The following is a 24,386-nucleotide window of genomic DNA, read 5'->3' on the forward strand; positions in this document are numbered from 1 at the left end:
GGACTATCGCAAACAGCCGGTGCACATGCTGTTTTAGTAATAAAGACTGCTGTTTGCGTCCCACCTACCTACCTATTGATCGAGACTACTCCATGCGTTTGAATTTCCTCTCCGCCGAATCGATGTCGGCCGACCGTCCCTTGGGCTGTTCATGACTGCGATGACTGCGCTCGAACAGCCGATGATCCACTGGGTCGAGGAAGATCAGCCGCGCTCGGCGCGCTGGCGCTCGGAAAGCGGCAATCCGGCGCCGAAACGGGTGGTGATTGCAGATGACAGGATGACAGCCGACGCTGCTTACCGGCTCGCCTGCGAAGGCACCGGCATGTTGTGGCGCGGTGATTTCCAGAATGCCCGCCAGCTGCTGCAAGCGCTGGCGCGCCGGGCCGAGCCCAAGCCGAAGAAGCGGCCCAAGCTGCCGGCCACGCCGACCGATGCCTTCAATCTGCATCGCCAGGCACAATCGCAGCGTGCCCGCACTCTTGGCATGCTGTTGTTGCCGTTCGAAGCCGATTACAGCATTCCCTTGCGGCGTGCGCCGGATGTGCAACAGGCTTGCAATGAAGCCTATGGCGCACCGACAGACTCGTTCGTGACCTCGTTGCGCGAATTGCAGGGGCTGATTGGCGCCCATGAATGGCGCAAGAAGGGCGTCGACATTCCTGCGTTGGGAGATCGCATTCATCCGCACTACGGCGTCTATTCACCGGTGCGCGGCGAGTACATCGGCCTGGTGGCCGAGGCGCCGCTGCCATCGACCAGGCTGGCGTTCGATATTGGCACCGGCACCGGCGTGCTGGCGGCATTGTTGGCCAAGCGCGGCGTAACAAGCATCGTGGCGACGGATATGGATCCGCGCGCGCTGTCCTGCGCCAAGGAAAACCTGTTGCGGCTGAACCTGGACGGCCAGGTAAAGCTGATGGAGACTGACCTGTTCCCCGAGGGCCGGGCGCCGCTGGTGATTTGCAACCCGCCGTGGATTCCGGCGCGGCCCAGCTCGCCCATCGAGCACGCTGTATATGATCCCGAAAGCCGCATGCTGCGCGGTTTCCTGAGCGGCCTGGCGGCGCATCTGGAGCCAGGCGGCGAGGGCTGGCTGATCTTGTCCGATCTGGCTGAGCATCTCGGGCTGCGTTCGCGCGACGAATTGCTGGCAGCAATTGCTGCGGGCGGTTTGAAGGTCGTGGGGAAGATCGACGTCAGGCCGCAGCATCCTAAGGTATCGGACCAGGCTGACCCTTTGCACTCCGCACGCGCTGCGGAACTGACATCCTTGTGGCGGTTGGCTGCGGCTTGATGTTTTTGCCTTGACGCTGCGAATTCGACGATGTTGGATCTGCGTTGGGGCATGGCTGAGGTTAATATGACATTAAATCAATTGTAATTAAGAAGGTTTTTGCTATAAATTCGTCGATTTTCTGCAATTATGACAATTATCAGTTGTTACCCATTGTGAACGATTGTTAAATATATAAATTTGCTATTGCTGCAATTAATCTCCAAATCTAGGCTATTCCTGTTCATCTTGCCGCAAAGATGAACGGAAGGTCGCTTTACCTTGTCCTGCATGGCTTGCAGGAGGTAGTGGCGGCGTCTTGGGATAATCACTAGAAGTGGATGAAATGAACAAAAGCAAGCACAGGCCGCAGCACTCGGATCCGCTATTGCCTTTGAACGACTCCGAGATCGGACTTGGTGATTTGTTTCTGGCTAGCGCCCGGCAAGACATCATCACTATCGAACAGGCGCTTGCGCGTCAGGACTATCACTCTATACAGCTCACAGTGCACAGTTTGAAAGGTGCGGCGATGATTTTCCGCATGAATCCAACCGTCAACGCTACACAGCGCATTGAAGCGGTATTGAATACCGGCCTGGACGTTGATCACGCGCAGTTGACGGTGGCGTGCAATGTACTGCGCGAATTGATCGAACGCTCCTGATCGAATGGCTGCAGGCGTAGCAGCATCCGGTTCTGCGATGTTGCTGCTACTGCTGCGGCATGGCACTTATCCTTATCGTCTAAAACAGCTATAGTCTCTATATCGGATTCGTCCATGCCGCGTGAGCAGCGCGTTCGAATCAGGCATCAGTAATCCGACTTGATATGGAGAACGTATGGCGTCTGTACATTTACAAAGCAGTACCGGTTATGGCCAGCAAATCCAGGCGCGGACGCACCAGTTACGTGCCGATGAGCCGCTTGATAACGGCGGCACCGATAGCGGTCCCGCTCCTTACGAATTGCTGCTGGCCGGATTGGCCGCGTGTACTTCGCTGACCCTGCGCATGTATGCTGATCGCAAGCAGTGGGAACTGGGTATGATCGATGTCCGCCTGCGCTTTTCCCGCGACGATCAAGGGCAGGAAAAGATTGATCGCACGGTCGCTTTCGGCGCGGCGCTGAGCGAAGAGCAGATTGCCAGGCTGGCTGAAATCTGCGAAAAAACACCTGTCACCAAAACCATTCGCCAGGGCACGCCGATTGCTACCGTCTTGCAACGGACCAGGCTCGATGCGTCCAGCTAAACACAGCTAAATATAGCCAATCATTATCGAGGAGGAAACCATGACGAAAATAGTCGGAGTCGCCGGAAGTTTGCGCAGCGGCTCGCTCAACGCCGCACTGTTGCGCGCGGCAGTCGATCTCATGCCGGCCGGGTCCTCGCTGGAAATCGGCACCATTAAAGGCATTCCTTTGTATGACGGCGACCTGGAACAGGCTGAAGGCATTCCGGCCGCCGTAACCGTATTGAAGGAACAGATAGCGGTTGCCGATGCTTTGTTGCTGGTGACCCCGGAATACAATAATTCAATGCCGGGCGTATTCAAGAATGCGCTCGACTGGCTATCGCGGCCGCCGGCTGACAGCGCGCGTATTTTCAACGGCCGGCGAGTCGCTGTCATCGGCGCTTCGCCGGGCGGGTTCGGCACAATTCTGTCGCAAAACGCCTGGCTGCCGGTGTTGCGCACGCTTGGCATGCAGCCGTGGTTTGGCGGCCGCCTGATGGTGTCGCGCGCTGGCAAGGTATTCAATGAAAGCGGCGAGCTGGTGGATGAGCAAGTACGCGATCAATTGCGTGAATTCAATCGGAATTTCGTTGAATTCCTGAAAAATTAAACAGGCCTGGCGAAGGATGCGATGAAATATAAAGACTATTACAGCGCGTTGGGAGTTGAGCGAACCGCCTCGGCTGCCGAAATCAAGCAGGCTTACCGCAAGCTGGCGCATAAATATCATCCAGATGTTTCCAAGGACCCAACCGGCGAAGAGAAATTCAAGGATATCGCTGAAGCTTACTCTACGTTGAAGGATGCGGAGAAGCGCGCGGCCTACGATCAGCTGGGACGTCACCAGCCCGGCGAAAACGTCGAACCGCCGCATTCTTGGCAACAGGGTTTCAGCGATGGCGGCACCACCTTCGGCGACGTCGATATGGCCGACATCCTGGCTGCCTTTGCCGCATCGCGTCAGGGTGGGCAGGGTGGCAGAGCGCGGCCGAGCAGAGGCGAAGACTATGAAGTCAATACCCCGATTACACTTGAGCAGATCTACGATGGCGGCGAAACCGATGTCCGCCTGAGCATGCCGGAATACGATGAGCACGGTAAATTGCACCGTGTGCCGCGTACCTTCCGGGTTCGCATACCAAAAGGGGCTGAAGACGGCCAGCGGCTACGCCTGGCTGGCAAGGGCGGACAGGGCAGCGATGGCGGCAAGCACGGTGACCTGTATGTGATGATGAAGCTGATTCCGCATCCTTTGTACCGTGTCACTGGCAAAGACTTGTATTTCGATTTGCCGCTGACGCCGTGGGAGGCGGTGCTGGGTGCGACGGTCCAGGTGCCCACTTTAGGCGGCAAGGTGGAATTGAGCATCCCCGCCGGCACTGCTGCCAACCGTCAGTTCCGGATGGCCAAGCGCGGTCTGCCATCCGCCGGTGGCGAGCAGGGTAATCTGTTTGCCGTCGTCCGGATAGAGGTGCCGAAGGCCGCCACGGCGCGCGAGCGCGAGTTGTTTGAGCAACTCGCTGCGGAATCGACTTTCAACCCTCGTCAGCATTTGAATTAAGGAGAACGGGAATGGCTAGTCTGTTAGTAGAAGCCGTTTGGTTAAACGAGGCGAGCGGATGTTCACTGGATGAATTGGTGGAGTATTCAGGCCTTAGTCACGCCGAACTGGCGGAACTGGTGGCGTTGGGTGCGATTGAGCCGGAAGTTGAGCCCGGTCGCGACATGGCGGCGGAATACGTATTTCGCTCACAGACCATTGTGGTAGCCAGGAAGGCGCGGCGGCTGCGGGATGACTTTGAACTGGATACCCAAGGCCTGGCGATGGCGCTCAATCTGCTGCAGCGTATCCAGATGCTGGAAGCCAAACTTGCTGCAGCGGATGCGCGCTTGCCGCATCCCGTCTGAACCGGCTTTTTTGAAAATAAAAATACACCGCTATTTCATGTCGCGGGCGGTTGCTAAATGATGGCGCATTAGGGCAGATGCCCATTCCCGGTTGCCGTTTTCCAGGGCCTCGATGATTTGCAAATGTTCCTTGCATGCGTCAATCCGGCGTCGGCCGTGATATCGCGTGATCTGTTCGTCCAGGCGCCTTAACTGGTTTTGCTGTTGCATCGCCTGTAACACGAAACGATTGTTGGAAAAACGCGCGAGCATTTCGTGGAATGCAGCGTTGAGTGAAAAGAAGGTGCTGAGCGAATCATCTACTTCGGCCTGTTGCAGTAATTTCTCATGCGCCAGGCGGCTATTCCGGAGTTGACCGGCATCGATTTTGAAACTGCTGTCCAGCAGGCCGCCGCATTCCACCAAGGTCCGGAACTGATAGCTTTCCTGGGTCAGTTCGGAGGTGTTGACAATGGCCGGAAAATTCCAGCCCTGACCCCGCCGCTTTTCAATTAAACCCTCTGCTGCCATACGCACCAACGTTCCTCTTAAAAGGCTGCGCGAGACGGAGTAGCGTTCCAGGAAATGCGTTTCAGTCATGGTGTCTGGCAAGAGATTGTGCGCGCGGTCACTGATCAGCTGCCGATACAGATCATCGCCGCTTATTCCCGTGACGGAGTTATCCAGTGCCGGCTTGGACGTTGTGTTGGCGCAGACGAAATAGCCGTTGTTGACGTGATAGTCCAGCAGATCTTGCGCCGCCACCAGGCGTAATGCCGCTTTTACAGGCGTTCGCGACACGTCAAACTTGCTTGCCAGTCCTTCTTCGGTCAGGTGTGTGCCGACCGCCAATTCGCCGGTAGTGATTTGCTGAATCAACCGGTTTGCCAGATCGAGTTGCAGCGGGCTGGGGCGGCCCGGATGTTTGGGTTTGCTCATTATTTCGCCGCAGAAATAGTTGAAAATACATTCACATTGATGTTAATTGATTAATATCATATGAGTAAACATATAAGCAAGCGGGCGGGACGGCGAACTCATATAAGGCTATTCGTAAAAAATCACATTCAATTGTATTTTTCGAATAGTGAATTCAATTCGGGAATGCGCGTTTCCATTGAGTAATTGCTGAATTGATTTCTGCTATCGCTGATCGTCAGGTCGTGATTCGGGATTGGTCGTTTCCCCGAGGGCGTGGCGGGTCGCCAGCAAGAATACAGGTGGCGCTTGGGTACTTGGAAAATGACAGGCAGGGACAACCGGAGAGCTCTGTCGAAGAATCAATATTCCTTGATGGCCTCGACACTAATGTGCAGCGTTACTGCATCGCTGACGAACGGTACATAGCGCCCCAGCTTGTAATCACTACGCAAGATGCTGGCGGAACCGTTGGCGCCGCAGGTTTGCTTGCCGTAAATCAGCATGAAGCGACAATTGAAATTGCTGATTTGCAGTGTGACAGGATGGCTGATGCCTTTGATTGTCAGGTCGCCATCCACCGCCGTGAGTTGCGGCCCTTCAAAATGCAGGCTCGAGGATTTGAAACTGATCTTGGGAAAATTAGCCGCGTCAAAAAAATCGCTGGAGCGCATGATCTGGTTGAAGTTATCGCTGCCGGTGCTGATCGACGCCGCGTCGATGTCAATCTCAATATTGCCGCTCTGGCTATCGCGGTCAAGCTCAATTGAACCGGTCGTCAAGTCGAAGCGGCTGCGCTGCATCGACAATCCCCAATGATTGTATTCAAAGTACGAAAACGTGTGTTCGCTATCGATAAGATAGCGGTCAGCGGCGTAACTGGCATTGCTGCCAAACGCCAGTAGCAGCAGCGAAGAACGTAACAGTTTTTGCAGGGGAATGATCCGGTTGTAGGGCATGATTGCAAAGTGATTTATATATTCGTTGAATATTTGTTGATTTTATCTCAGCAGCAGTTGGGCCGTTTTCGTCAGTCTGCATCAGGTCAGTCGTGCGCGATACAGATATCGTCGATATTTTTATGCGGCAACATATAAAATATCAATCCATGATGTACACAAATCCATCCAACTCGCGGAGCACTTGTTATGTATGAGCTGTATATTGCCAATAAAAATTATTCGTCCTGGTCATTGCGCCCCTGGGTGCTGATGCGTCAACTGGGATTGGCGTTTAACGAACACCTTGTGCCGTTTTCCGATGAGGGCATAGACGCCAACTGGGATGCCTTCCGCAGTTTCTCACCGACCGGGAAAGTGCCGGCGCTGAAAGATGGGACGACCGCCGTCTGGGATTCGCTGGGGATCATCGAATATCTGGCTGAGCGCCATGCAGGCGTCTGGCCTGCTGACTCCCATGCCAGGACTTGGGCACGCTGTGCAGCCGCCGAGATGCACTCCGGTTTTGGCGCATTGCGCGAGCATTGCACGATGAATTGCGGCGTCCGGATAAAGCTGGGGCAGATGCCGGCGGCGCTCGTGCGCGACATTGCAAGACTGGACGAATTGTGGAGCGACGGCTTGCAGCGTTTTGGCGGACCTTTCCTCGCGGGCGGCAGCTTCAGCGCGGTCGACGCATTTTTTGCGCCGGTCGCTTTTCGCGCGCAGACTTATGGCCTGGTCCTGAGCCCGGTAGCGCAAGCGTATGCAACTCATCTGCTGAGTTTACCCGCGATGCAGCAATGGCAAGCCGATGCCCTGGCGGAGACCTGGCGTGAACCCGGCCACGAAGCGGAAGCGAAGGCCGCAGGTGTCTTGCTGGAGGATTTGCGTAGCGTGGCTTGATATTGTCTCTATAATAATGCGCATGCCTCCCTTGAATGACGACAAACTGCTGCGCATTACCGATTCGCTCGCTATTCCTCTGAGCGAAATTGAGATCAGCGCCGTCCGCGCACAAGGGCCGGGCGGCCAGAATGTCAACAAGGTCTCATCGGCAATACATCTGCGATTTGATATTCCGGCTTCATCGATCTCGGAGTATTACAAGGAAAAATTACTGGCTTTGAAGGACCAGCGAATTACTAAGGATGGGGTTCTGGTTCTCAAGGCGCAGCAGTCGCGCAGCCAGGAAAAAAACAAGGCTGAGGCCTTGCTGCGCTTGCAGGAACTGTTGCTGGGCGTGACCGTCATCCAGAAAAAGAGAAGGCCGACAGCGCCCAGCCGCAGCGCACAGTTAAAGCGTGTCGACAGCAAAACCCGCCGCGGCAAAGACAAAGCCATGCGCGGCAAAGTGGTGCTTTAGCAGGTCTGGTCGGTTATGCCAGGACCAGACGTAAGCGGGTAATTTCAGAAGGTGCGAAAAGGCGCTTCGGTGGTCCCCAATATCCGGTGCCGCGGCTGGTGTATACCCATAAATTGCGCAAGCGATTCAAGCCAGCCGTGTACGGTTGCTGCAATGGCACGAACAAATTCCAGGGAAAGAACTGGCCGCCGTGGGTATGGCCGGACAGTTGCAGATCAAACCCGGCGTCGGCCGCTGCAGTAGCGGAGCGCGGCTGATGCGCCAGTAGAAGCTTGACGTCGACATGCTGCGGACTGCCCGCCAGCGCCGCTTGTGGGTCGCTGCGCTGGGCTTCATCGAAATGATGGGCGCTGAAGTCGGTGACGCCCGCGACCAGCAGGGATGCATCCTGATGTTTCACGACAACGTGTTCGTTCATCAAGACTGTCAGCCCCAGCCTGCGCACCTCCGTCACCCATTCCGGTGCGTTCGAATAATACTCATGATTACCGGTGACGAAGTAAGCACCGTGGCGCGATTGCAGATTCGCCAACGGCGCGGTGTGCGGCGCCAACTGCTCCACACTGCCATCCACCAGATCGCCGGTAATCGCGATCAGGTCCGGTTTCAGGGTATTCACTTTGTTGACGATGGCATCCAGATAGCCTCGTTTGATGGTCGGGCCGACATGAATATCGCTGATTTGCGCGATGGTGAATCCCTGTAGTGCCGCAGGCAGGTCGGCGATGGGGATGTCGACATTAATCACTGCCGCCAGGCGGCGCGCATTGAAGTAGCCAATCACGCTCGAGAGCGCTGCGATGAGCAGCACCGCCAGCGCGCTCCACGATGCAAGCCGATCGCTGTGCAGGCCGAACCAAGGCAGCACCAGCAGGAACAATTCGCGCAGCAAAGTACCGACGAATAGAGATGAGAACACCCCCATGGCCAGCATGCCGGCCCACGCCAGTCGGTCCGACAAAGGCTGTTGCTTGATAACGCGACCCAGCATGCCTGCGGGAATCAGTAAAAAAGACAGAAGCAACCATAGACCGAGCAAGGCTTGCAAAAGTGGTATGGCGCTCAAGGCTGGCATCAGCAGCCAGCCGATCAGAGCGTGTAGCACGCCCAGCAAGAACAGGACTGTCAGAATGGCAAAACGGGATGGCATGAGGAAACCTGTGAAAAGAGAGGGAGAGCGCAATTGGCCGGGCGGAAACACCTTGGCGATGGCGCTTTCCAACCATATTAGGGCGCGTATGCCGGCTTCAATAGCGAAGTGCCGAGATAAACATGCTATGCGCGGCAGGCATGCCGACTTATTCCAATATAATCGTGCAGATGTTTGTTTAATAATCCTCATTTACCAGGTGTTTTCCTGTCAGTCATGTCCCTTTTGAAGCGAAATATGGTGAATTCACGTCCGCGGCACAGCGTTGGCGTCTTTCTTGGTTGTCTGTTGTTAGGTCTGACACTTTCCGGTGCCATATCGGCAGCGCCGGAAACGGCCGTGGATGGTGTGAAAAGTGCAAGCGAACATGTTCCTGCCCGGCCTCGCATCGGCCTAGTGCTGTCTGGCGGCGGCGCGCGCGGCTATGCCCATCTGGGTGTGTTGCAGGCATTGGAGAAAATGCATATTCCGATTGATTATGTTGCGGCTACCAGCATGGGGGCCGTGGTAGGTGGCCTGTATGCAAGCGGCTTGTCGGTGGATGAGCTGGATCACATTCTTTCTGGCACCAACCTCAGCGACATCGCTTTTGACCGCAACGAGCGGGCCGATCTACCGCAAAGACAGCGCGAAGACGATTACCAATATCCTATCGGCCTCTCCGCCGGCTACGGCGACGGCAAGCTAAAGCTGCCGGCCGGTCTGGTGCAGGGAAACAATCTGTTGGCGTTGCTGCAAAACTGGATGCCGCAGCTTCCCGCCAATATTTCCTTCGATAAGCTGCCCACCCCGTTTCGTGCGGTGGCGACCGATCTCGGCAGCGGCGAAGAAGTGATACTGGATCATGGCTCCCTGCCGCGTGCGATTCGCGCCAGCATGGCGGTGCCGGGCTTGTTCGCGCCGCTCAAGCTGGATGGACGTACTCTGGTGGACGGCGGCCTGGTGCGCAATTTGCCGGTGGACCAGGCGCGCGCCATGGGTGCCGACATCATTATTGCCGTCAATATCGCTGCGGATCTGCAAGATCCGACCACGCTTGAATCACCAACAGCGGTGGCGCAGCAGATGGTAACGATTTTGATCCGGCAAAACGTCAAGCGGCAGGTCGATTCGCTCAAGAAGGACGACATATTGATTGAGCCGGATATGGGCGACCTGGGCTTTGCCGATTTTTCACGCGGCAACGATGGCGTCAAGGCGGGCTACGACGCCGCAGAGCGGCAACGCGCCAAGCTGGCGCCATTGGCCCTGCCGCCAGAGCAATGGAAGGCTTATCTCGCCGCCCGCAGCGGTGGCCCGGTACTGGCCCAGGATACGCGTATCGACTCTATAGAAATCAATAGCAAGGGGCGAGTACCGGCGGCGGTGGTGCGGCGCTCGCTGAATGTCAAGGAAGGCGATTTCTACAACCCGATCGCGCTCAACAAGGATATGGCAAGCTTGTCGACTAATGGCGACTTCAAAAGCGTGACGCAGGAACTGGTGACGGAGAATGGTCGCAATGTGTTGAAGGTGGACGCCGAGGAAAAATCCTGGGGCCCCAATTTTCTCTTGTTCGGCCTGGGTGTCTCCAATAGTTTCAATGGCCGCGGCGACTTCAATCTGCAGGTGGGACATCGCTTGCCCTGGATTACCGATAGCGGCCTGGAGTGGCGCAACGACATTGTGCTAGGCAGTAAGCAAGCTAGCCTGCATACCGAATTGCGGCAACCCATATGGAACACGGTCGGACTGTATGTGGCGCCTTACGCCGAGTATGCGCGCAGGCATATTGACTTGTATTTGGATGAGGGTTCGGTAACCTCAAGCACGGTACCTGTGACGGCCTATCGGGTGGACACGACCAAAGTAGGGATTGATCTCGGCATGCCTATCGGCCGGCTCGGTGAGTTGCGTACGGGTGTTTATTACCAATGGCTCGAGGCGCGACCTACCTACAATTTACCCATGGACTTTACCCAGATCGCCCCGGGCCTGGTGTTCAGTAGCTTTCGCGTAAAGCAACCCGTGGTTAGCACCCAACTGATCGTCGACCAACTTGACGATCCGTTGTTTCCGCGCAAGGGCTACTATCTTTCCGCAATCAGTAATCTGGCTTTTGGTGGCGCTGATAACAGCTACAGCGATGCGCAGGGCAAGGCGCTGTGGGCGATTAGTCGTGGCGGCAATACACTTAACCTGGCGTTGGAAGCGGCTGGCACCTATGGTAACGAACAGAGCGGCGCAAGCCAGAACGGCGGCCTGGGATTCACATTGGGAGGGTTCCAGCATTTATCTGCATACGCTCCTGACCAATTTTCCGGTAATTACCTGTTGTATGGGCGTATGACCTACTTGCGCGATATGCCAGGACTGGATTTGCCTGGTTTGCGCAGTGCGGTGCTGGGAACCAGTCTGGAAGTGGGTGACGTCTGGCAAACCAAGGACGCGTTTGCCAGCGGTCCGTTCAAGAAGAGCGTGAGCATGTTTTTAGGTGGCAACAGCTTCCTCGGCCCGCTTTATTTTGGCGCTGCGATCGCGCCACGCGGCATCTGGAACCTGTACCTGCAGTTGGGCCGGGTTTTCTAAGAATCAGATGCAGGCTTGCCGACGCCGCGAACCCGCCGCGCCGGCGCCGGCGGGTAGCCGAAAAATCCCAGTACGCTATTAGTGACCAGGTCGCGATCATTGTCGACGCAAATCATGTGATAGCTGTTTTCCAGCACCACCACGGACGTGTCCGGCAAAGTCGCCTGCAGGAATTCGGCGGATTTCAGGCTGGTCAATTCGTCTTCACGGGCATGCACCACCAGCGTCGGGCAGGAGATTTTGTGCGCGCCGGCCAGCACCTGGCGGCGCAGGCGATCGACCTGGCGAATACAGGCCAGTGGCACCCAGCGGTAATGGAAGTTATCACCGCGAGCAAATTTGGCTTTGACGATTGCCCGCACGGTGGCGTTCTTGATGCCGAACGGTTCGTCTTCTTCCACTTTCATCCGGTCCGGCATCCCCGGAATCCAGTACACCACATGCCGTAGCGCGCGATACCAGGGCGTTGACCAGCCGTCGATGTACACCGGAGGCGCAAGCGTTACCAGTTTGCCCTTGGTGTGCTGCACGCGCTCGCATAAAGCCAGAGCCAGCAAGGAACCCAGGCACATACCGAGCACATGGAACGTATCGTATTGCGGCGCCAGTTCTCGATAGGCGGCAGTGACCGCATCCAGCCAGTCTTCTGTGCGCACGTTCACCAGGTCTTCTGGCTGGCCGCCATGGCCAGGCAAGGTAACGGCGTGCGTTTCCACTCCCGCACGCTGCAATACTTTGTGCATGGAACCGAGATCGAACTGAGTGCCGCCCAAGCCATGTATCAGCAGGGCGCCGGTACGAACGCTCATAGGGCAGCGGGCCCCGCATCCCGTTGCCGTTCTTTTTCCGGAATGTCAAGCCGCCAGGCGCCGGCGACCATCGCCACCGATTCGTCAGCGTCGAGCAGTACCGCGCTCATGTCTGTCATGGCAGTGACTTGCCCGGCTGGCAGCAGCAAGCGAAAACACAAATCCGGCCGCGCATCGTCATCGATATCGTCTAACCAGCGGCTGCGCAATTGCGCACGGTCGTCAGGATGGACATGCGCCAAAACCTGGTCGAGTTCGCTGAAAGCTGTGACCGGCACGCCCAGCAATCCTTGCAGGTCGCCGTTCCAGCACAGTTTTTTGCTGTACGGATCGATGCTGTAGACTAGTTGCCGACTAACCGTGAGGGCCAGTTCGACATCGCTTTTCCATTGCGCGGCATCTTCATGCAATTGCTCGCGGGTAGTTTTGAGGGCGCTGATCAGCAGGCTGAGCAGGGCAGCCACGGCCAGGTAAAGCTGGGCTTCCAGCAAGGAGTGCTTGGAATAGGTGTCGGCAAAAGCGGCAAACGGACCTTCGCCTTGCGCTGTATTCAATAGCGCAAAGAAGGCCAGCGCGGCCACCGCCAGCGAACCGCCGCGGCCGCCCCATAGCAGGGTCACTACGGCGACGAAAAACAGGGGCACATAGGTCAGTGCAAAATTGACGCCGGCAGAGAAATTGCTCAGGCTGTGGCCATCAAAAATCATATAGGCAGTTATGCCCAGCGCAATGAACGCCGCCAGTCCCAGTAAAAAATCGCTGCGGTCCATGCCGCCCGAACGCATCGCGTGAAAGCGCGACCAGCCTGCCAGCACCGGTGTGACAATCAGGATGCCCACGAGGTCGGATGCGGCCCAGACGCGTGCGGTCGGCCAGAACGGCACGTCTTTCACGATCAGGAACCACGCCGCGCCAATGGCGGCGCTGACCGTGCTGCAGGCAACGCCCGCAATCAACAGGCCGCGCACGAAATACAAGCCTTCCATCGGCAATTGCGTCATCCGCACCAGCGCTACGACAATCGCGGCGACGCCGATTTCATCAAGGGAAAACAGTGCGACGCGCAGCAAGTCACGATTCTCGGTCCAGCCCAGAAACAATTGCGCCAGCACGAAACCGATAATCACCGGCAGCCAGCGCGCAGTCCCGGTCAACATGAAGGCCGCTACCGTCACGCCGGCCGGCAACCAGATATAGCCGGTTGCTGCAATCGGTCCGTTGAGCTGGTGCGAGGTATAGCCCATGATCAGGTAAAGCAAGCCCCAAAGCAGCGCGACGACAGATTGGTTGGTCAGTTTCACTATTGATGTCCTTATCGGGTTTGCGGCTTTGGTGCTTCGCGCGCTGAAGGCTGCGCTTGAGGTGGTGCACATTATAGGATGAATCCGACAATTATTTGACTGCCAACCACTATGTCCGGGCTGGCGGACAGCGGCAAGCAGCTGTCAACCTTGCCAGTTACGCCGCGACCCGTCTAAGTCTCACAATTAACTTGCTTGTCTGGAGCCTGTTCACAGTCCTAAAGGAGGTGTGAACAGGCTTTGGGGCAGCGACTGTCCCGCCATCTCAATTTATTCAGGAGAACCAATGAAACAGATATCGTCCAGCCTGCTCGTTCTGCTGGCGCTGGCGTCGCCGCTGACGGCTCAGGCGCACGGCTACGTCGATGCGCCGAAATCGCGCGCTTTCATGTGCAAGGCACAGGAGAATACTGCTTGCGGTGCGATTCAATATGAGCCACAAAGCGTGGAGGGGGCGAAAGGCTTTCCCGATGCCGGCCCGGCTGATGGCGCGATTGCAGCAGGCGGCCTGGCGCAATTTGCCGAATTGAATGAGCAGACGCCTACGCGTTGGAAAAAAGTGGCGTTAACGACCGGCGCCAACGACTTCAACTGGTACTTTACCGCCGGCCACATGACGCAAGACTGGCGTTACTACATTACCAAGCAAGGCTGGAATCCGAGTCAGAAACTGAGCCGGGAAGCGTTCGACCTGCAACCGTTCTGCGTGATCAAAGGCGGTTTCGCGCCGGGCAGCAATACCCACGCAAAACACCGGTGCAATATTCCCGCCGATCGCAGCGGTTACCACGTCATCCTGAGCACCTGGAATATTGCCGATACCGGCAATGCGTTCTATCAGGTCATTGACGCCCAGATTCAGGCCGGAGCGACGATGAACCCGCAGAAGGTCATTATCAATCCATTCAAGTGAGCTGAGGCGCGAGCTAATTCTTTTCGGCAAGTTTTTTCTGAGTGCGCGTGACAACCCGGTCGTAGTTCCAGGCCGGGTTTGTTGCGTCTGAGGTGATGGAAACTGATAATATGCAGCGTGCCGGCCGAATCCGAAATGCAATGATTGGCGCGAAGTAAAGCGGGGAGGGTATGTTGAGAAGTTCTCTGGCGCTCCTGGATTTGCTGAATTGCTTTTCCGGGAGGCCAGGAATCTTGCGGAGACCAGATCCGAGAGGGATCTGATCTATGGTATATGGTGCCCACGGAGGGACTCGAACCCCCACACCTTGCGGCACATGGACCTGAACCATGCGCGTCTACCAATTCCGCCACGTGGGCTTGAGAGAGCGAGATTATAAGCTAATGTCGGAATAAGTCAACTGTCTGTTGAAGGAAGATAAAGCAGGGCCGCTAAAGTGGATGATATACGGAAGATATAAGCTGCTTGGTTAGGAGAATGTCACAATCCTCCGTTACACTAAGCGTCGATGAATAACAACCAGTTGAAGAGCCTTTTGAGCCAATATTCCTACACAATCCCCAGCCGGGAGGAAATTCTCGGCCTTCTGCGGACCTCTTCCGAGCCGCAAAACGCCGCCGCTCTGGCAGCAGCACTAAGTGTCAAACCTGATGAAATGGAAGGTTTGACGCGCCGCCTGAACGCCATGGAGCGCGATGGCCAGGTCAAACCTGACCGCGCCGGCATCTACAAACTGACCAATTCACCGGGCTTTATCGAAGGCCGCGTCAGCAGTCACCGCGACGGTTTCGGTTTCTTGATCTCCGATGACGGCGGCGACGACGTGTTCCTGCCTGAGAAAGAAATGCAGAAAGTGCTGCATGGCGACCGTGTCCAGGCCCGCATTATCGGCACCGACCGCCGCGGTCGTCCTGAAGGGACGATTGTCGAAGTTGTCTCGCGCGCCAATACCCACGTCATTGGTCGCTTGCTCAATGAAAACGGGGTTTGGGTCATTGCGCCGGAAGACAAGCGCATCAGCCAGGACATCATTCTCGCCGGATCGCCAGGCAAGGCCAAGGCTGGCCAGGTGGTGAGCGTGCAATTGACCGAACAACCGTCGCGTTTTACCCAGCCGGTAGGCAAGATTGTCGAAATTCTCGGCGATATCGACGATCCGGGCATGGAAATCGAAATCGCAGTACGCAAGTACGGCGTACCCCACGAATTTTCCGAAGCCGCAAAAAAGCTGGCCGCCAAGCTGCCGGGCGAAGTGCGTGCCGCCGACCTGGCCGATCGCGTCGATCTGCGCGACGTGCCGCTGGTGACGATTGATGGCGAAGATGCCCGCGACTTCGATGACGCCGTTTATTGCGAGCCGGTCAAGATCGGCCGCGCCAACGGCTATCGCTTGATCGTCGCGATTGCCGACGTCAGCCATTACGTCAAGCCGAACGATGCGCTGGACGTCGATGCGCTGGAGCGCAGCACCTCGGTCTACTTCCCGCGTCGCGTGATTCCTATGCTGCCGGAGAAGCTGTCCAATGGTCTCTGCTCACTGAATCCGGATGTCGACCGTTTGACGCTGGTGTGCGACGCCGTGATCAGCGCCAAGGGCGAAATCAAGGCTTACCAGTTTTATCCTGCAGTGATCCATTCCGCTGCACGCCTCACCTACACTGAAGTTGCAGCGATTCTGGGTAACACCAAAGGGCCGGAAGCGGCCAAACGCCCGGGTCTGGTGCCGCATTTGCTGCATTTGTACGAAGTGTTCCACGCGTTGCTGCAAGCGCGTCAGGCGCGCGGTGCTATCGATTTCGAGACCACCGAGACTTACATCGTCTGCAATGCCGCCGGCAAGATCGAAAAAATCCTGCCGCGCACTCGTAACGATGCGCACAAGGTCATCGAAGAGTGCATGCTGGCAGCCAACGTCTGCGCCGCCGATCTGATGGAGCGTCACAAGCATCCGGGTCTGTTCCGCATCCATGCGCATCCGACCAAGGAAAAATTGACCATACTGCGCACCTTCCTGAAGCAGGTCGGCTTGAATCTGGGTGGCGGCGATACGCCGTCCGCATCGGATTACGCGGAGCTGATGCCGAAGATCAAGGCGCGGCCGGACGCGATCCTGCTGCAAACCATGATGCTGCGCTCGATGCAGCAAGCGGTTTACAACCCGGAAAACATTGGTCACTTCGGCTTGTCGTATGAGTCGTATGCGCACTTCACCAGCCCGATCCGCCGTTATCCCGATTTGCTGACGCACCGTACGATCAAGGCCATCCTGCAAGGCAAGCGTTACGAGCCGAAGGGCATGGATACCAGCGCGCTCAACACCATGCTGTCGCCAGCCGGCCGTAAGAAGCAGGCGGAAGACAAGGCTGCAGGCAAGAAGAAAAACGAGGGCAGCCTGGCGATCTGGGAAGCGCTTGGAGTGCATTGTTCTGCCAATGAGCGACGCGCCGATGAAGCATCGCGTGATGTCGAAGCATGGCTCAAGTGTTATTTCATCCGTGACAAGCTGGGCGAGGAATTCACTGGCGTGATTTCCGGTGTTGCAACTTTTGGTATTTTTGTCCAGCTGGATGCCTTGTATATCGAGGGGCTGGTGCATGTGACCGAACTTGGCGCGGATTATTTCCAATACGATGAGGCGCGCCATGAATTGCGCGGGGAACGCACTGGCATCCGTTACCAACTTACCGATCGGGTTACGGTGCAAGTCAGCCGGGTCGACCTGGATGCGCGCAAGATCGATTTGCGTCTGGTCAACGAGCCAGGCATCAAAACCGTGCTCAAGAACGAAGCGCGACGTGCGGACAATGAACAAGGCCGTGGCGCCAAGCCCAAGGCTGGCGGCAAAGGCACGCCCCAGAAAACCGCGAGGGTGACGACGGCTGCTAAAACCACGCCTGCAGGTAGGGCGACCAAAGCCAAGAAGGTCAAGGCCGCCGGTCCTGCGGAGAAGGCGCGGGCGCCAAAGGCGTTCACCAAGTCCAGCAAGCGCAAGCGATAGATTGCCTCACATAGTTAGATTTTAGATTTATATAGATTCAAATTAGATTCAAACAGATAGATAGAATATGAAAAGTAAAATGATTTTCGGTTTTCACGCCGTCACCGCGCGTTTGCGTCATGAAGCATCGTCGGTGGAAGAGATTTACGTGGATGCCAGCCGCGTCGACCGTCGCATGCAGGATTTGCTGCAGGCTGCGAAAGCCGTTGGCGTACGTGTTATTCCTGTGGACGACCAGCGCTTGTCGAATATCGTCGGCACCCGTCGTCACCAGGGCGTTGTCGCCAAGGCCGGCGAGCTGTCGCTGGCGCGTAACCTGGACGAGTTGCTGGACGCCATTGTCGGGCCGCCGCTGCTGCTGATCCTCGACGGCATTACCGATCCGCATAACCTGGGTGCTTGCCTGCGGGTAGCCGACGGCGCCGGCGCGCATGCCGTGATCGCCCCGAAAGACCGTGCCGTTGGCCTGAACGCCACTGCCGCCAAGGTGGCGAGCGGCGCGGCAGAAACCGTTCCTTATATTACCGTGACCAATCTGGCGCGTACTTTGCGTGAGTTGAAAGAGCGGGAAATCTGGTTGATCGGCACCGACGAAGATGGCGAAAAAGGCTTGTACGAAGCCGATTTCTCCACCCCTGCAGCGATTGTCATGGGCTCCGAAGGCGAGGGCATGCGCCGTTTGACGCGTGAAACCTGCGATGTGCTGGTCAACGTGCCGATGTTCGGTTCTGTCGAAAGTCTGAACGTTTCGGTGGCTTCCGGCGTCTGCCTGTATGAAGCGCGTCGTCAGCGCATGGTCAAGGGTTGTTGATTTTACTTCTGCATTCAATGTGCTGAGCTTTGCTGCACCGTCGTCGTGTCGTCGTACGACGATGGTGCAGGGCCAGCCACCTTTCCGGTCGCTGCGGTATTGGCCGTTCCCGAAGTTCCTGTGTAAAAGACGGCTGGCGTAATTTGGAATAACATTACGCCTCCGCATTCATTCGATATCCTTATGTTCAGCCGCATTCGTGAAGACATTGCCAACATCATGGCGCGCGATCCCGCCGCCCGCACGCAGTGGGAAGTGCTGACTTGTTATCCCGGGCTGCACGCCATCATCCTGCATCGCTGGGCGCACCATTGCTGGCACAACGGTTTCAAATGGCCGGGGCGTTTCATTTCGCAGGTGGCGCGCATGTTTACCGGAATTGAAATCCATCCCGGCGCCACTATCGGCCGCCGTGTTTTCATCGATCACGGCTTCGGCGTGGTGATTGGCGAAACCGCGGAAGTCGGCGACGATTGCACCATCTACCAAGGCGTAACCTTGGGCGGCACATCGCTCAACAAGGGCGCCAAGCGTCATCCAACGCTGGCGCGCGGCGCCATCATCGGCGCCGGCGCAAAAGTGCTGGGTGGCTTTACCGTCGGCGAGGGAGCCAAGGTCGGCTCCAACGCGGTGGTGGTCAAGGAAGTGCCGCCCGGCGCGACGGCTGTCGGCAATCCAGCACGCATCGTTCAGAAAGAAGCAGGCAGCGGCAAGGATGAGGCCGCGGCGCGGATGTTTGCAGCCTACGGTGTCACGCCGAATGGCGACGATCCCTTGTCCAAGGCGCTGCATGGCCTGATCGATAACGCCGCTGCGCAAGAGCACCAGATCGACCGCATCATTGCGCTGCTGAAGAAATCCGGGATGGCTTGCGAGAGTCTGCCCGAGCTGGAAAAATTTGATCCGGACCAACTCAATAAACTGGTTGAGTAAGGCCGTGTGCAAGGAGAGTGCGAATGAATCAGGACGTGAATGCCATTTCAGCAGGTGATGAGCCGGTTGATGCTACAAAGAAAAACGACGATTTTCTCGATCAATTTGAAATTCGCGTGCTGGCGGTTCTGGCTGAAAAAGAAGCGCTGACGCCGGATAACTATCCATTGTCATTGAATACCCTGACCAACGGCTGCAACCAACTGTCCAGCCGCGATCCGGTGATGTCGATCAGCGAGTCGACCGTCCTGGATATCTTGCAGCGCCTGATGCAACGCAAGCTGGTAGTCGAGGTGAAGCAGGCCGGTGCGCGGGTTTCCAAATACGAACATCGGATGCGCGTCAAGTGGGTGCTTGAGCAAGACAAGCTGGCGGCGCTGACGACCTTGATGTTGCGTGGCGTGCAGACCGCCGGCGAGTTGCGTAGTCGCAGCGGCCGGCTCCATGAATTCGCATCCGTAGGGGAGATCGAAACCGCCTTGCAGTTCCTGGCTGACAAATATCCGCCGCTGGTGGCGCGTCTGGCGAAATCGCCCGGGACCAAGGAATCGCGTTACGCTCACTTGCTGGCTGGGGAAGAAATACTGGAGCAACAGGCGATGGCAGATGCGATATCGGGTAGTGCTTCGGTGGTGCGCAGTGGCAGCCAGGACCGCATCGCTCAGCTGGAAGGTGAAGTGGTGAATCTAAAACGACAGATGGAAGATCTGTCGGCGCAGTTTGCCGAATTCAAGCGACAGTTTGACTGAGCCTTCTTCGATGCCTTGCCGATCGGTTTGCCTGCGTGCCGTTAATCAATGATCTCCTGGCCGTCCGGGCCGAAGCGGTGGATCACGCCCGCCGTATCAATGGCAATCCAGCCGCCGCGTGGCGTCTTGACGTCGTATTCCCAATCCGGCAATACATAGCGAGTCCGGGTGCCGCCTTCGATTGAGGTTTGATGGCGTGCAGGCCTGTGTGTATGGCCGTGAATCAAGGTGTCGGTCCCAGTGGCGTCAAACAGGGCGTTCACAGCCTCTGCGTTGACGTCCATGATTTCCATCGATTTGTGACGCTGCTCTTGCTGGCTTTCCTTGCGTACGCCGGCGATGATCGTCTTGCGTTGCTCCAGTGGCAGCGCCAGGAATTGCGCTTGCCACTGAGGCTGCCGGACCTGCTGCCGAAAAGCCATATAAGCCAGGTCGTCGGTGCATTGCGCATCGCCATGTGCGACCGTCAGGCGGCGACCGGCTACCGTAATGACCGAAGGGTCTGGCAGTATCGTCAGAGCGGCTGCCTGGGCAAAGCTGTCGCCCACCAGGAAATCACGATTGCCAGCGACCCAGAAAACCTGGACGCCGCCGTTGCTGACCTGGCGGATGGCTTCGGCAATTTCATGGTTGTAGGGCGTCTCCAGATCATCGTCGCCAGCCCAGTACTCGAACAGGTCCCCTAGCAGATACAGTTGCTGCACCGCCTTTGCCTGGACTTGCAGGAAGTCCAGGAAAGCCTGCGTCGTACGCGGGTGCGCCGTCTGCAAATGCAGGTCGGAGATAAACAGCGCAACGGTAGCGGCTGGCGGGTTCGAGTCTGTGGCTGTCATAAGATGGCTGGAGGATGTTGCCTGGAACTGTTAAGCGACTACTTCGGCTTTTTCGATGATGACGTCGGTTTCCGGTACGTCAGCGAACATGCCGCTGCGTGTGGTCTTGACTTTCTCGATAGCGTCGACGATGTCCATGCCTTCAACTACCTTGCCGAATACGCAATAACCCCAGCCGTCCTGGCCAGGATAGTCGAGGAAGCTGTTGTTCTTGACGTTGATGAAGAACTGCGCCGACGCCGAATGCGGTGCCGAAGTACGTGCCATTGCGAGGGTGTATGGCGCATTCTTGAGGCCGTTCTTGGCTTCGTTTTCAACTGGATCGTTGGTCGGTTTTTGTTTCATGCCAGGCTCGAAACCGCCGCCTTGCACCATAAAGCCTGGAATCACACGGTGAAAAATCGTGCCGTTGTAATGGCCGGCGTTAACATAGGCCAGGAAGTTTTCAACGCTCTTCGGTGCTTTTTCAGCGTCCAGTTCGATCTTGATCTTGCCGTGGTTGGTGGTGAGGATGACAGCCATGGTATTTCCTATAAATGGTTGAGAGGGTTGAAAGGGTTGATAGAGAGAGAATCTGAAAATTATTTAAATTATTTAAATTATTTATTTAGTCACAGTGGCGGATTCGATGATCACCGGCGTGGTCGGCACATCTTGATAGGCAGTTTTAACCTTCTTGATCTTGTCGACCACGTTCATGCCTTTGATAACCCGGCCGAATACCGCGTAGCCCCAGCCGTCGCGGCCTGGATAGTTGAGGAATTCATTGTTGTTGACGTTGATGAAAAACTGCGCGCCGGCCGATTGCGGATCTGCGGTACGCGCCATGGCAATACTGTATGGCACATTCTTGAGGCCGTTCTTTGCTTCGTTCTCGACCTTGTTTGGAGCAGGCTTCTCAACCATGTCCTTGCTCATGCCGCCGCCCTGGATCATGAAGTTGTCGATCACGCGATGGAAGATCGTACCGTTATAATGGCCGCTGTTGACGTAGCTTAAAAAGTTATTGACTGTCTTTGGCGCTTTTTCCGGATTCAGTTCAATGACGATGTCGCCCATATTGGTTTTCAACAAAACATGCGGCTTGGCGACAACACCGGCAAGCGCCGGGTTGACTGCTAAAGAGGCAGCTGTTAACGCCGATGCAAGCGCCAAAGTGAACTTGCGACGGGACAAACCAAGAGGTGCGGTCATAAAAATCCTTCATGTAAGGGGTGCCGTTTTCATACTTCAAGTGGTGCATTTTCGCTTTTCAGTAATGATATACTGCGGCGAAAAGCAACATTTTATCAAACTAAACACTGCAAAAGAGTTTTGACGGCCTTGTTGTATTGGCGTTGCGTACTGAAAGTGCGTGGATGCGTGGAACGGCATGCAATATTTCTGTGCTTTATTTTTGTATTGTTAGGACTGACGCAAAATTTCGCCAGCAAGGCACGCCAACGTCAACAGGATACCTGTACGGCAAGGCGGCAAGGTTGGACATAACGCCGTTGGCGGGGTTTTGCGTAAGTCCTCATTTTATTTTTGTACCCCTTGCCGCATCTTCCCATGAGCGACCTGAAAATATATAACACGCTGGCGCGTGAGAAGCAGCCGTTTTCTCCGATCGAACCGGGCAAAGTCCGCATGTACGTATGCGGCATGACGGTGTACGACTATTGCCATCTTGGTCACGGCCGCGTCATGGTGGTGTTCGACATGGTGCAACGCTGGCTGCGGCAGTCCGGTTTTGACGTCACTTATGTGCGCAACATCACCGATATCGACGACAAAATCATCAAGCGTGCGGTGGAAAATGGTGAGACCATTTCTCAGCTGACTGGCCGTTTCATCCAGGCGATGGATGAAGATGCGGCGGCGCTCGGCGTTCAAAAGCCTGACCACGAACCACGCGCGACGGCATTTGTGCCGCAGATGCTTGCCCTGATCGAGAAGCTCGAGCACAAAGGGCTGGCTTATCAAGGCGGCGACGGCGATGTCAATTATTCGGTACGCGACTTTTCCGGCTACGGAAAATTGTCGGGCAAATCGCTCGACGATCTGCGGGCAGGCGAACGGGTTGACGTTAACGTCGGCAAGCGCGATCCGCTCGACTTTGTCTTGTGGAAGGCCGCCAAGGCCAGCGAACCGGAAGAGGTCAAGTGGACTTCACGCTGGGGCCAGGGGCGGCCTGGCTGGCACATCGAATGCTCTGCAATGGCGGAACAATTGCTGGGCGAGCAGTTTGATATTCACGGAGGCGGCCAGGACTTGCAGTTTCCGCATCACGAAAATGAAATCGCGCAGTCAGAAGGCGCGCATGGCCATCAGTTTGTCAATTACTGGATGCACAACGGCTTTGTCCGCATCGACAATGAAAAGATGTCGAAGTCGTTGGGAAATTTTTTCACGATTCGCGATGTCCTGAAAAAGTACGATGCTGAAGTGGTGCGCTTTTTTATTCTGCGCGCGCATTATCGTAGCCCCCTGAATTATGCCGATACCAATCTGGATGACGCCAAGCAAGGCTTGACGCGTTTATATACTGCCTTGAAGGAAGTGCCGGCGGATACCTTGCCGCTTGATTGGGATGACGCTCACGCACAGCGGCTGGCTGCCGCCATGAATGACGATTTCAATACGCCGATGGCGATTTCCGGTCTGTTCGATCTGGCCAACGAAGTGAATAAAAATAAATCTGCAGCAGCTGCGCGTCAGTTGCAGCATCTGGCGGGCACGCTCGGTTTGCTGCAGCGCACGCCGGAAGATTTTTTGAAGGGGCGCAGCAATTTAACTGCAGGCGGTGAAATTGACGGAAATGGCATTGCGCAAGCGGCATTGTCGGAGCAAGATATCCTACTCAAAATTCAAGCTCGTCAAGCAGCAAAAATAGCCAAGGATTTTTCTACGGCCGATCAGATCCGCAAGGATTTATTGGCCGATGGCATTTTGCTGGAAGATAAGCCCGGCGGTCAAACCGAATGGCGAAGGGCGTAAACCTATGCAAAAAACGATAGCTGCCGACTCCAGCTTTTTTGTGCCTTCGTATTGGGAAGACGCCAAGGCCGAGTTGATGAAGCGTGACCGCATCATGCGTAAATTGATTCCGCAGTTTGGCGATCTGCATCTGGTTGGCCGCGGCGAGGCGTTTACCACGCTGGCGCGTTCTGTGGTGGGGCAGCAGATTACGGTCAAGGCGGCAGAATCGGTATGGCAGAAACTCTTGCTGGTTTGTCCCAAGACCACGCCGGCGCAGGTATTGAAAGCAGGCCCTGAACAGTTGGCGGCTTGCGGTTTATCGAAACGTAAAGCAGACTATATTCTTGATCTTGCTGATCATTTCAAGGCAAAAAGGGTCGATGCCGAGCAATGGCAAGAGATGGAAGATGAGGACGTCATCGCCGATCTGACGCAAATCAGAGGCATCGGACGCTGGACAGCGGAGATGTTTTTGATATTTAATTTGCTCCGGCCCAATATTTTGCCTTTGGATGACCCGGGGTTGCTTAAAGGCATCAGTGTCAATTATTTTTCGGGCGAGCCGGTTTCGCGTAGCGATGCACGCGAGGTATCTGCAAACTGGGAGCCCTGGCGTACCGTGGCAACGTGGTATCTTTGGCGTAGTCTGGATCCGGTATCTACAGAATATCAAGGCATTACTGAGTAGCAGGCGACTGACAAAAAGACAAGTCATTGCTGGGCTGTGGTTTGTCCGTGAG

The 24,386-nt window shown here is 56.2% G+C and carries 24 protein-coding genes and 1 tRNA gene; 16 read left to right on the top strand and 9 right to left on the bottom strand.

The features are described 5' to 3' along the window. The first annotated feature begins 160 nt into the window (after positions 1-160). The 6 genes from LT85_RS11310 (at position 161) to LT85_RS11335 (ending at position 4,419) form a co-directional block, all read left to right on the top strand. Positions 161-1,297, top strand: a complete 1,137-nt coding sequence (locus tag LT85_RS11310; protein ID WP_038495893.1) for a methyltransferase — start codon at positions 161-163, stop codon at positions 1,295-1,297. 325 nt (positions 1,298-1,622) lie between these two features. Further along, positions 1,623-1,943 (top strand): Hpt domain-containing protein, encoded by a 321-nt coding sequence (locus LT85_RS11315; RefSeq protein ID WP_038488696.1) that lies wholly within the window; start codon positions 1,623-1,625, stop codon positions 1,941-1,943. Between the two features lie 175 nt (positions 1,944-2,118). Continuing rightward, positions 2,119-2,529, top strand: coding sequence for an OsmC family protein (locus LT85_RS11320; protein ID WP_038488723.1), 411 nt, complete (start codon positions 2,119-2,121; stop codon positions 2,527-2,529). Positions 2,530-2,569: 40 nt separating this feature from the next. After that, entirely contained in the window at positions 2,570-3,121 is a 552-nt protein-coding gene (locus LT85_RS11325) for an NADPH-dependent FMN reductase (RefSeq protein ID WP_038488726.1), read from the top strand. Between the two features lie 21 nt (positions 3,122-3,142). Further along, on the top strand, positions 3,143-4,072 hold the full coding sequence (locus LT85_RS11330; protein ID WP_038488729.1) for a DnaJ C-terminal domain-containing protein: 930 nt from the start codon (positions 3,143-3,145) through the stop codon (positions 4,070-4,072). A gap of 11 nt (positions 4,073-4,083) precedes the next feature. Further along, positions 4,084-4,419 (top strand): chaperone modulator CbpM, encoded by a 336-nt coding sequence (locus tag LT85_RS11335; protein WP_038488732.1) that lies wholly within the window; start codon positions 4,084-4,086, stop codon positions 4,417-4,419. A 30-nt stretch (positions 4,420-4,449) separates the two neighbouring features. Here LT85_RS11335 and LT85_RS11340 read toward each other — a convergent pair whose 3' ends face one another. After that, on the bottom strand, positions 4,450-5,337 hold the full coding sequence (locus LT85_RS11340; protein WP_038488735.1) for a GntR family transcriptional regulator: 888 nt from the start codon (positions 5,335-5,337) through the stop codon (positions 4,450-4,452). A 341-nt stretch (positions 5,338-5,678) separates the two neighbouring features. Continuing rightward, on the bottom strand, positions 5,679-6,275 hold the full coding sequence (locus LT85_RS11345) for a YceI family protein (protein WP_038488738.1): 597 nt from the start codon (positions 6,273-6,275) through the stop codon (positions 5,679-5,681). Between the two features lie 189 nt (positions 6,276-6,464). On the opposite strand from LT85_RS11345, the gene LT85_RS11350 reads away from it, so the two are divergent. Together LT85_RS11350 and arfB are read left to right on the top strand one after the other, a co-directional pair. Further along, on the top strand, positions 6,465-7,160 hold the full coding sequence (locus LT85_RS11350) for a glutathione S-transferase family protein (protein ID WP_038488740.1): 696 nt from the start codon (positions 6,465-6,467) through the stop codon (positions 7,158-7,160). A gap of 22 nt (positions 7,161-7,182) precedes the next feature. Next, positions 7,183-7,620, top strand: coding sequence for an alternative ribosome rescue aminoacyl-tRNA hydrolase ArfB (gene arfB, locus LT85_RS11355; protein WP_216595061.1), 438 nt, complete (start codon positions 7,183-7,185; stop codon positions 7,618-7,620). Between the two features lie 13 nt (positions 7,621-7,633). Here arfB and LT85_RS11360 read toward each other — a convergent pair whose 3' ends face one another. After that, positions 7,634-8,770: a metallophosphoesterase gene (locus tag LT85_RS11360; protein WP_052135515.1), complete on the bottom strand. Its 1,137-nt coding sequence runs from the start codon at positions 8,768-8,770 to the stop codon at positions 7,634-7,636. A gap of 237 nt (positions 8,771-9,007) precedes the next feature. Here LT85_RS11360 and LT85_RS11365 point away from each other — a divergent pair, with 237 nt between their 5' ends. Continuing rightward, a complete protein-coding gene (locus LT85_RS11365; RefSeq protein ID WP_052135089.1) occupies positions 9,008-11,338 on the top strand; it encodes a patatin-like phospholipase family protein in 2,331 nt (776 codons plus the stop codon). Here LT85_RS11365 and LT85_RS11370 read toward each other — a convergent pair. After that, positions 11,335-12,147, bottom strand: coding sequence for an alpha/beta hydrolase (locus LT85_RS11370; protein WP_038488746.1), 813 nt, complete (start codon positions 12,145-12,147; stop codon positions 11,335-11,337). The genes LT85_RS11365 and LT85_RS11370 overlap by 4 nt on opposite strands. Further along, positions 12,144-13,448 (bottom strand): MASE1 domain-containing protein, encoded by a 1,305-nt coding sequence (locus tag LT85_RS11375; protein WP_038488749.1) that lies wholly within the window; start codon positions 13,446-13,448, stop codon positions 12,144-12,146. Before LT85_RS11375 ends, LT85_RS11370 begins: the two co-directional genes overlap by 4 nt. Before the next feature lie 286 nt (positions 13,449-13,734). Here LT85_RS11375 and LT85_RS11380 point away from each other — a divergent pair, with 286 nt between their 5' ends. After that, positions 13,735-14,361 carry a lytic polysaccharide monooxygenase gene (locus LT85_RS11380; RefSeq protein WP_081992280.1) on the top strand — a complete coding sequence of 209 codons (627 nt, stop codon included), beginning with the start codon at positions 13,735-13,737 and terminating at the stop codon, positions 14,359-14,361. 274 nt (positions 14,362-14,635) lie between these two features. Here the strand turns inward: LT85_RS11380 and LT85_RS11385 are convergent. Then, positions 14,636-14,720: transfer RNA gene (locus LT85_RS11385), tRNA-Leu, on the bottom strand. Positions 14,721-14,896: 176 nt separating this feature from the next. Between LT85_RS11385 and rnr the strand changes: the two genes are divergently transcribed. The 4 genes from rnr to LT85_RS11405 all read left to right on the top strand — a co-directional run bounded on the left by rnr (position 14,897) and on the right by LT85_RS11405 (position 19,852). Beyond that, positions 14,897-17,359 carry a ribonuclease R gene (rnr, locus tag LT85_RS11390; protein ID WP_038495906.1) on the top strand — a complete coding sequence of 821 codons (2,463 nt, stop codon included), beginning with the start codon at positions 14,897-14,899 and terminating at the stop codon, positions 17,357-17,359. A 67-nt stretch (positions 17,360-17,426) separates the two neighbouring features. Continuing rightward, entirely contained in the window at positions 17,427-18,170 is a 744-nt protein-coding gene (gene rlmB / locus LT85_RS11395; protein WP_038488753.1) for a 23S rRNA (guanosine(2251)-2'-O)-methyltransferase RlmB, read from the top strand. Positions 18,171-18,353: 183 nt separating this feature from the next. Beyond that, positions 18,354-19,103, top strand: a complete 750-nt coding sequence (cysE, locus tag LT85_RS11400) for a serine O-acetyltransferase (protein ID WP_038488757.1) — start codon at positions 18,354-18,356, stop codon at positions 19,101-19,103. A gap of 23 nt (positions 19,104-19,126) precedes the next feature. Continuing rightward, positions 19,127-19,852 carry a YceH family protein gene (locus tag LT85_RS11405; protein WP_052135090.1) on the top strand — a complete coding sequence of 242 codons (726 nt, stop codon included), beginning with the start codon at positions 19,127-19,129 and terminating at the stop codon, positions 19,850-19,852. A gap of 41 nt (positions 19,853-19,893) precedes the next feature. On the opposite strand, the gene LT85_RS11410 is transcribed toward LT85_RS11405, so the two are convergent. The 3 genes from LT85_RS11410 to LT85_RS11420 form a co-directional block, all read right to left on the bottom strand. Further along, positions 19,894-20,685, bottom strand: a complete 792-nt coding sequence (locus tag LT85_RS11410) for a UDP-2,3-diacylglucosamine diphosphatase (protein ID WP_038488760.1) — start codon at positions 20,683-20,685, stop codon at positions 19,894-19,896. A 30-nt stretch (positions 20,686-20,715) separates the two neighbouring features. Beyond that, the gene (locus tag LT85_RS11415; RefSeq protein ID WP_038488764.1) at positions 20,716-21,207 is read right to left on the bottom strand and encodes a peptidylprolyl isomerase; all 492 of its coding nucleotides are present in this window, start codon (positions 21,205-21,207) and stop codon (positions 20,716-20,718) included. 81 nt (positions 21,208-21,288) lie between these two features. Beyond that, positions 21,289-21,879 carry a peptidylprolyl isomerase gene (locus LT85_RS11420; protein ID WP_038488767.1) on the bottom strand — a complete coding sequence of 197 codons (591 nt, stop codon included), beginning with the start codon at positions 21,877-21,879 and terminating at the stop codon, positions 21,289-21,291. Between the two features lie 357 nt (positions 21,880-22,236). Between LT85_RS11420 and cysS the strand changes: the two genes are divergently transcribed. After that, a complete protein-coding gene (gene cysS / locus LT85_RS11425; RefSeq protein WP_038488770.1) occupies positions 22,237-23,664 on the top strand; it encodes a cysteine--tRNA ligase in 1,428 nt (475 codons plus the stop codon). Positions 23,665-23,668: 4 nt separating this feature from the next. Continuing rightward, positions 23,669-24,334 (top strand): DNA-3-methyladenine glycosylase family protein, encoded by a 666-nt coding sequence (locus LT85_RS11430; RefSeq protein WP_038488774.1) that lies wholly within the window; start codon positions 23,669-23,671, stop codon positions 24,332-24,334. Positions 24,335-24,386: the final 52 nt, after the last annotated feature.

Origin of the sequence: Collimonas arenae (assembly GCF_000786695.1) — a bacterium.
Classification (GTDB): Bacteria; Pseudomonadota; Gammaproteobacteria; order Burkholderiales; family Burkholderiaceae_D; genus Collimonas; species Collimonas arenae_A.

What these genes read in the sequence shown, in the direction of transcription:
- LT85_RS11310 (WP_038495893.1), top strand. Translation starts at nt 161, where the DNA reads ATGACTGCGCTCGAACAGCCGATGATCCACTGGGTCGAGGAAGATCAG.
- LT85_RS11315 (WP_038488696.1), top strand. Translation starts at nt 1,623, where the DNA reads ATGAACAAAAGCAAGCACAGGCCGCAGCACTCGGATCCGCTATTGCCT.
- LT85_RS11320 (WP_038488723.1), top strand. Translation starts at nt 2,119, where the DNA reads ATGGCGTCTGTACATTTACAAAGCAGTACCGGTTATGGCCAGCAAATC.
- LT85_RS11325 (WP_038488726.1), top strand. Translation starts at nt 2,570, where the DNA reads ATGACGAAAATAGTCGGAGTCGCCGGAAGTTTGCGCAGCGGCTCGCTC.
- LT85_RS11330 (WP_038488729.1), top strand. Translation starts at nt 3,143, where the DNA reads ATGAAATATAAAGACTATTACAGCGCGTTGGGAGTTGAGCGAACCGCC.
- LT85_RS11335 (WP_038488732.1), top strand. Translation starts at nt 4,084, where the DNA reads ATGGCTAGTCTGTTAGTAGAAGCCGTTTGGTTAAACGAGGCGAGCGGA.
- LT85_RS11340 (WP_038488735.1), bottom strand. Translation starts at nt 5,337, where the DNA reads ATGAGCAAACCCAAACATCCGGGCCGCCCCAGCCCGCTGCAACTCGAT.
- LT85_RS11345 (WP_038488738.1), bottom strand. Translation starts at nt 6,275, where the DNA reads ATGCCCTACAACCGGATCATTCCCCTGCAAAAACTGTTACGTTCTTCG.
- LT85_RS11350 (WP_038488740.1), top strand. Translation starts at nt 6,465, where the DNA reads ATGTATGAGCTGTATATTGCCAATAAAAATTATTCGTCCTGGTCATTG.
- arfB (WP_216595061.1), top strand. Translation starts at nt 7,183, where the DNA reads ATGCCTCCCTTGAATGACGACAAACTGCTGCGCATTACCGATTCGCTC.
- LT85_RS11360 (WP_052135515.1), bottom strand. Translation starts at nt 8,770, where the DNA reads ATGCCATCCCGTTTTGCCATTCTGACAGTCCTGTTCTTGCTGGGCGTG.
- LT85_RS11365 (WP_052135089.1), top strand. Translation starts at nt 9,008, where the DNA reads ATGGTGAATTCACGTCCGCGGCACAGCGTTGGCGTCTTTCTTGGTTGT.
- LT85_RS11370 (WP_038488746.1), bottom strand. Translation starts at nt 12,147, where the DNA reads ATGAGCGTTCGTACCGGCGCCCTGCTGATACATGGCTTGGGCGGCACT.
- LT85_RS11380 (WP_081992280.1), top strand. Translation starts at nt 13,735, where the DNA reads ATGAAACAGATATCGTCCAGCCTGCTCGTTCTGCTGGCGCTGGCGTCG.
- rlmB (WP_038488753.1), top strand. Translation starts at nt 17,427, where the DNA reads ATGAAAAGTAAAATGATTTTCGGTTTTCACGCCGTCACCGCGCGTTTG.
- cysE (WP_038488757.1), top strand. Translation starts at nt 18,354, where the DNA reads ATGTTCAGCCGCATTCGTGAAGACATTGCCAACATCATGGCGCGCGAT.
- LT85_RS11405 (WP_052135090.1), top strand. Translation starts at nt 19,127, where the DNA reads ATGAATCAGGACGTGAATGCCATTTCAGCAGGTGATGAGCCGGTTGAT.
- LT85_RS11410 (WP_038488760.1), bottom strand. Translation starts at nt 20,685, where the DNA reads ATGACAGCCACAGACTCGAACCCGCCAGCCGCTACCGTTGCGCTGTTT.
- LT85_RS11415 (WP_038488764.1), bottom strand. Translation starts at nt 21,207, where the DNA reads ATGGCTGTCATCCTCACCACCAACCACGGCAAGATCAAGATCGAACTG.
- LT85_RS11420 (WP_038488767.1), bottom strand. Translation starts at nt 21,879, where the DNA reads ATGACCGCACCTCTTGGTTTGTCCCGTCGCAAGTTCACTTTGGCGCTT.
- cysS (WP_038488770.1), top strand. Translation starts at nt 22,237, where the DNA reads ATGAGCGACCTGAAAATATATAACACGCTGGCGCGTGAGAAGCAGCCG.
- LT85_RS11430 (WP_038488774.1), top strand. Translation starts at nt 23,669, where the DNA reads ATGCAAAAAACGATAGCTGCCGACTCCAGCTTTTTTGTGCCTTCGTAT.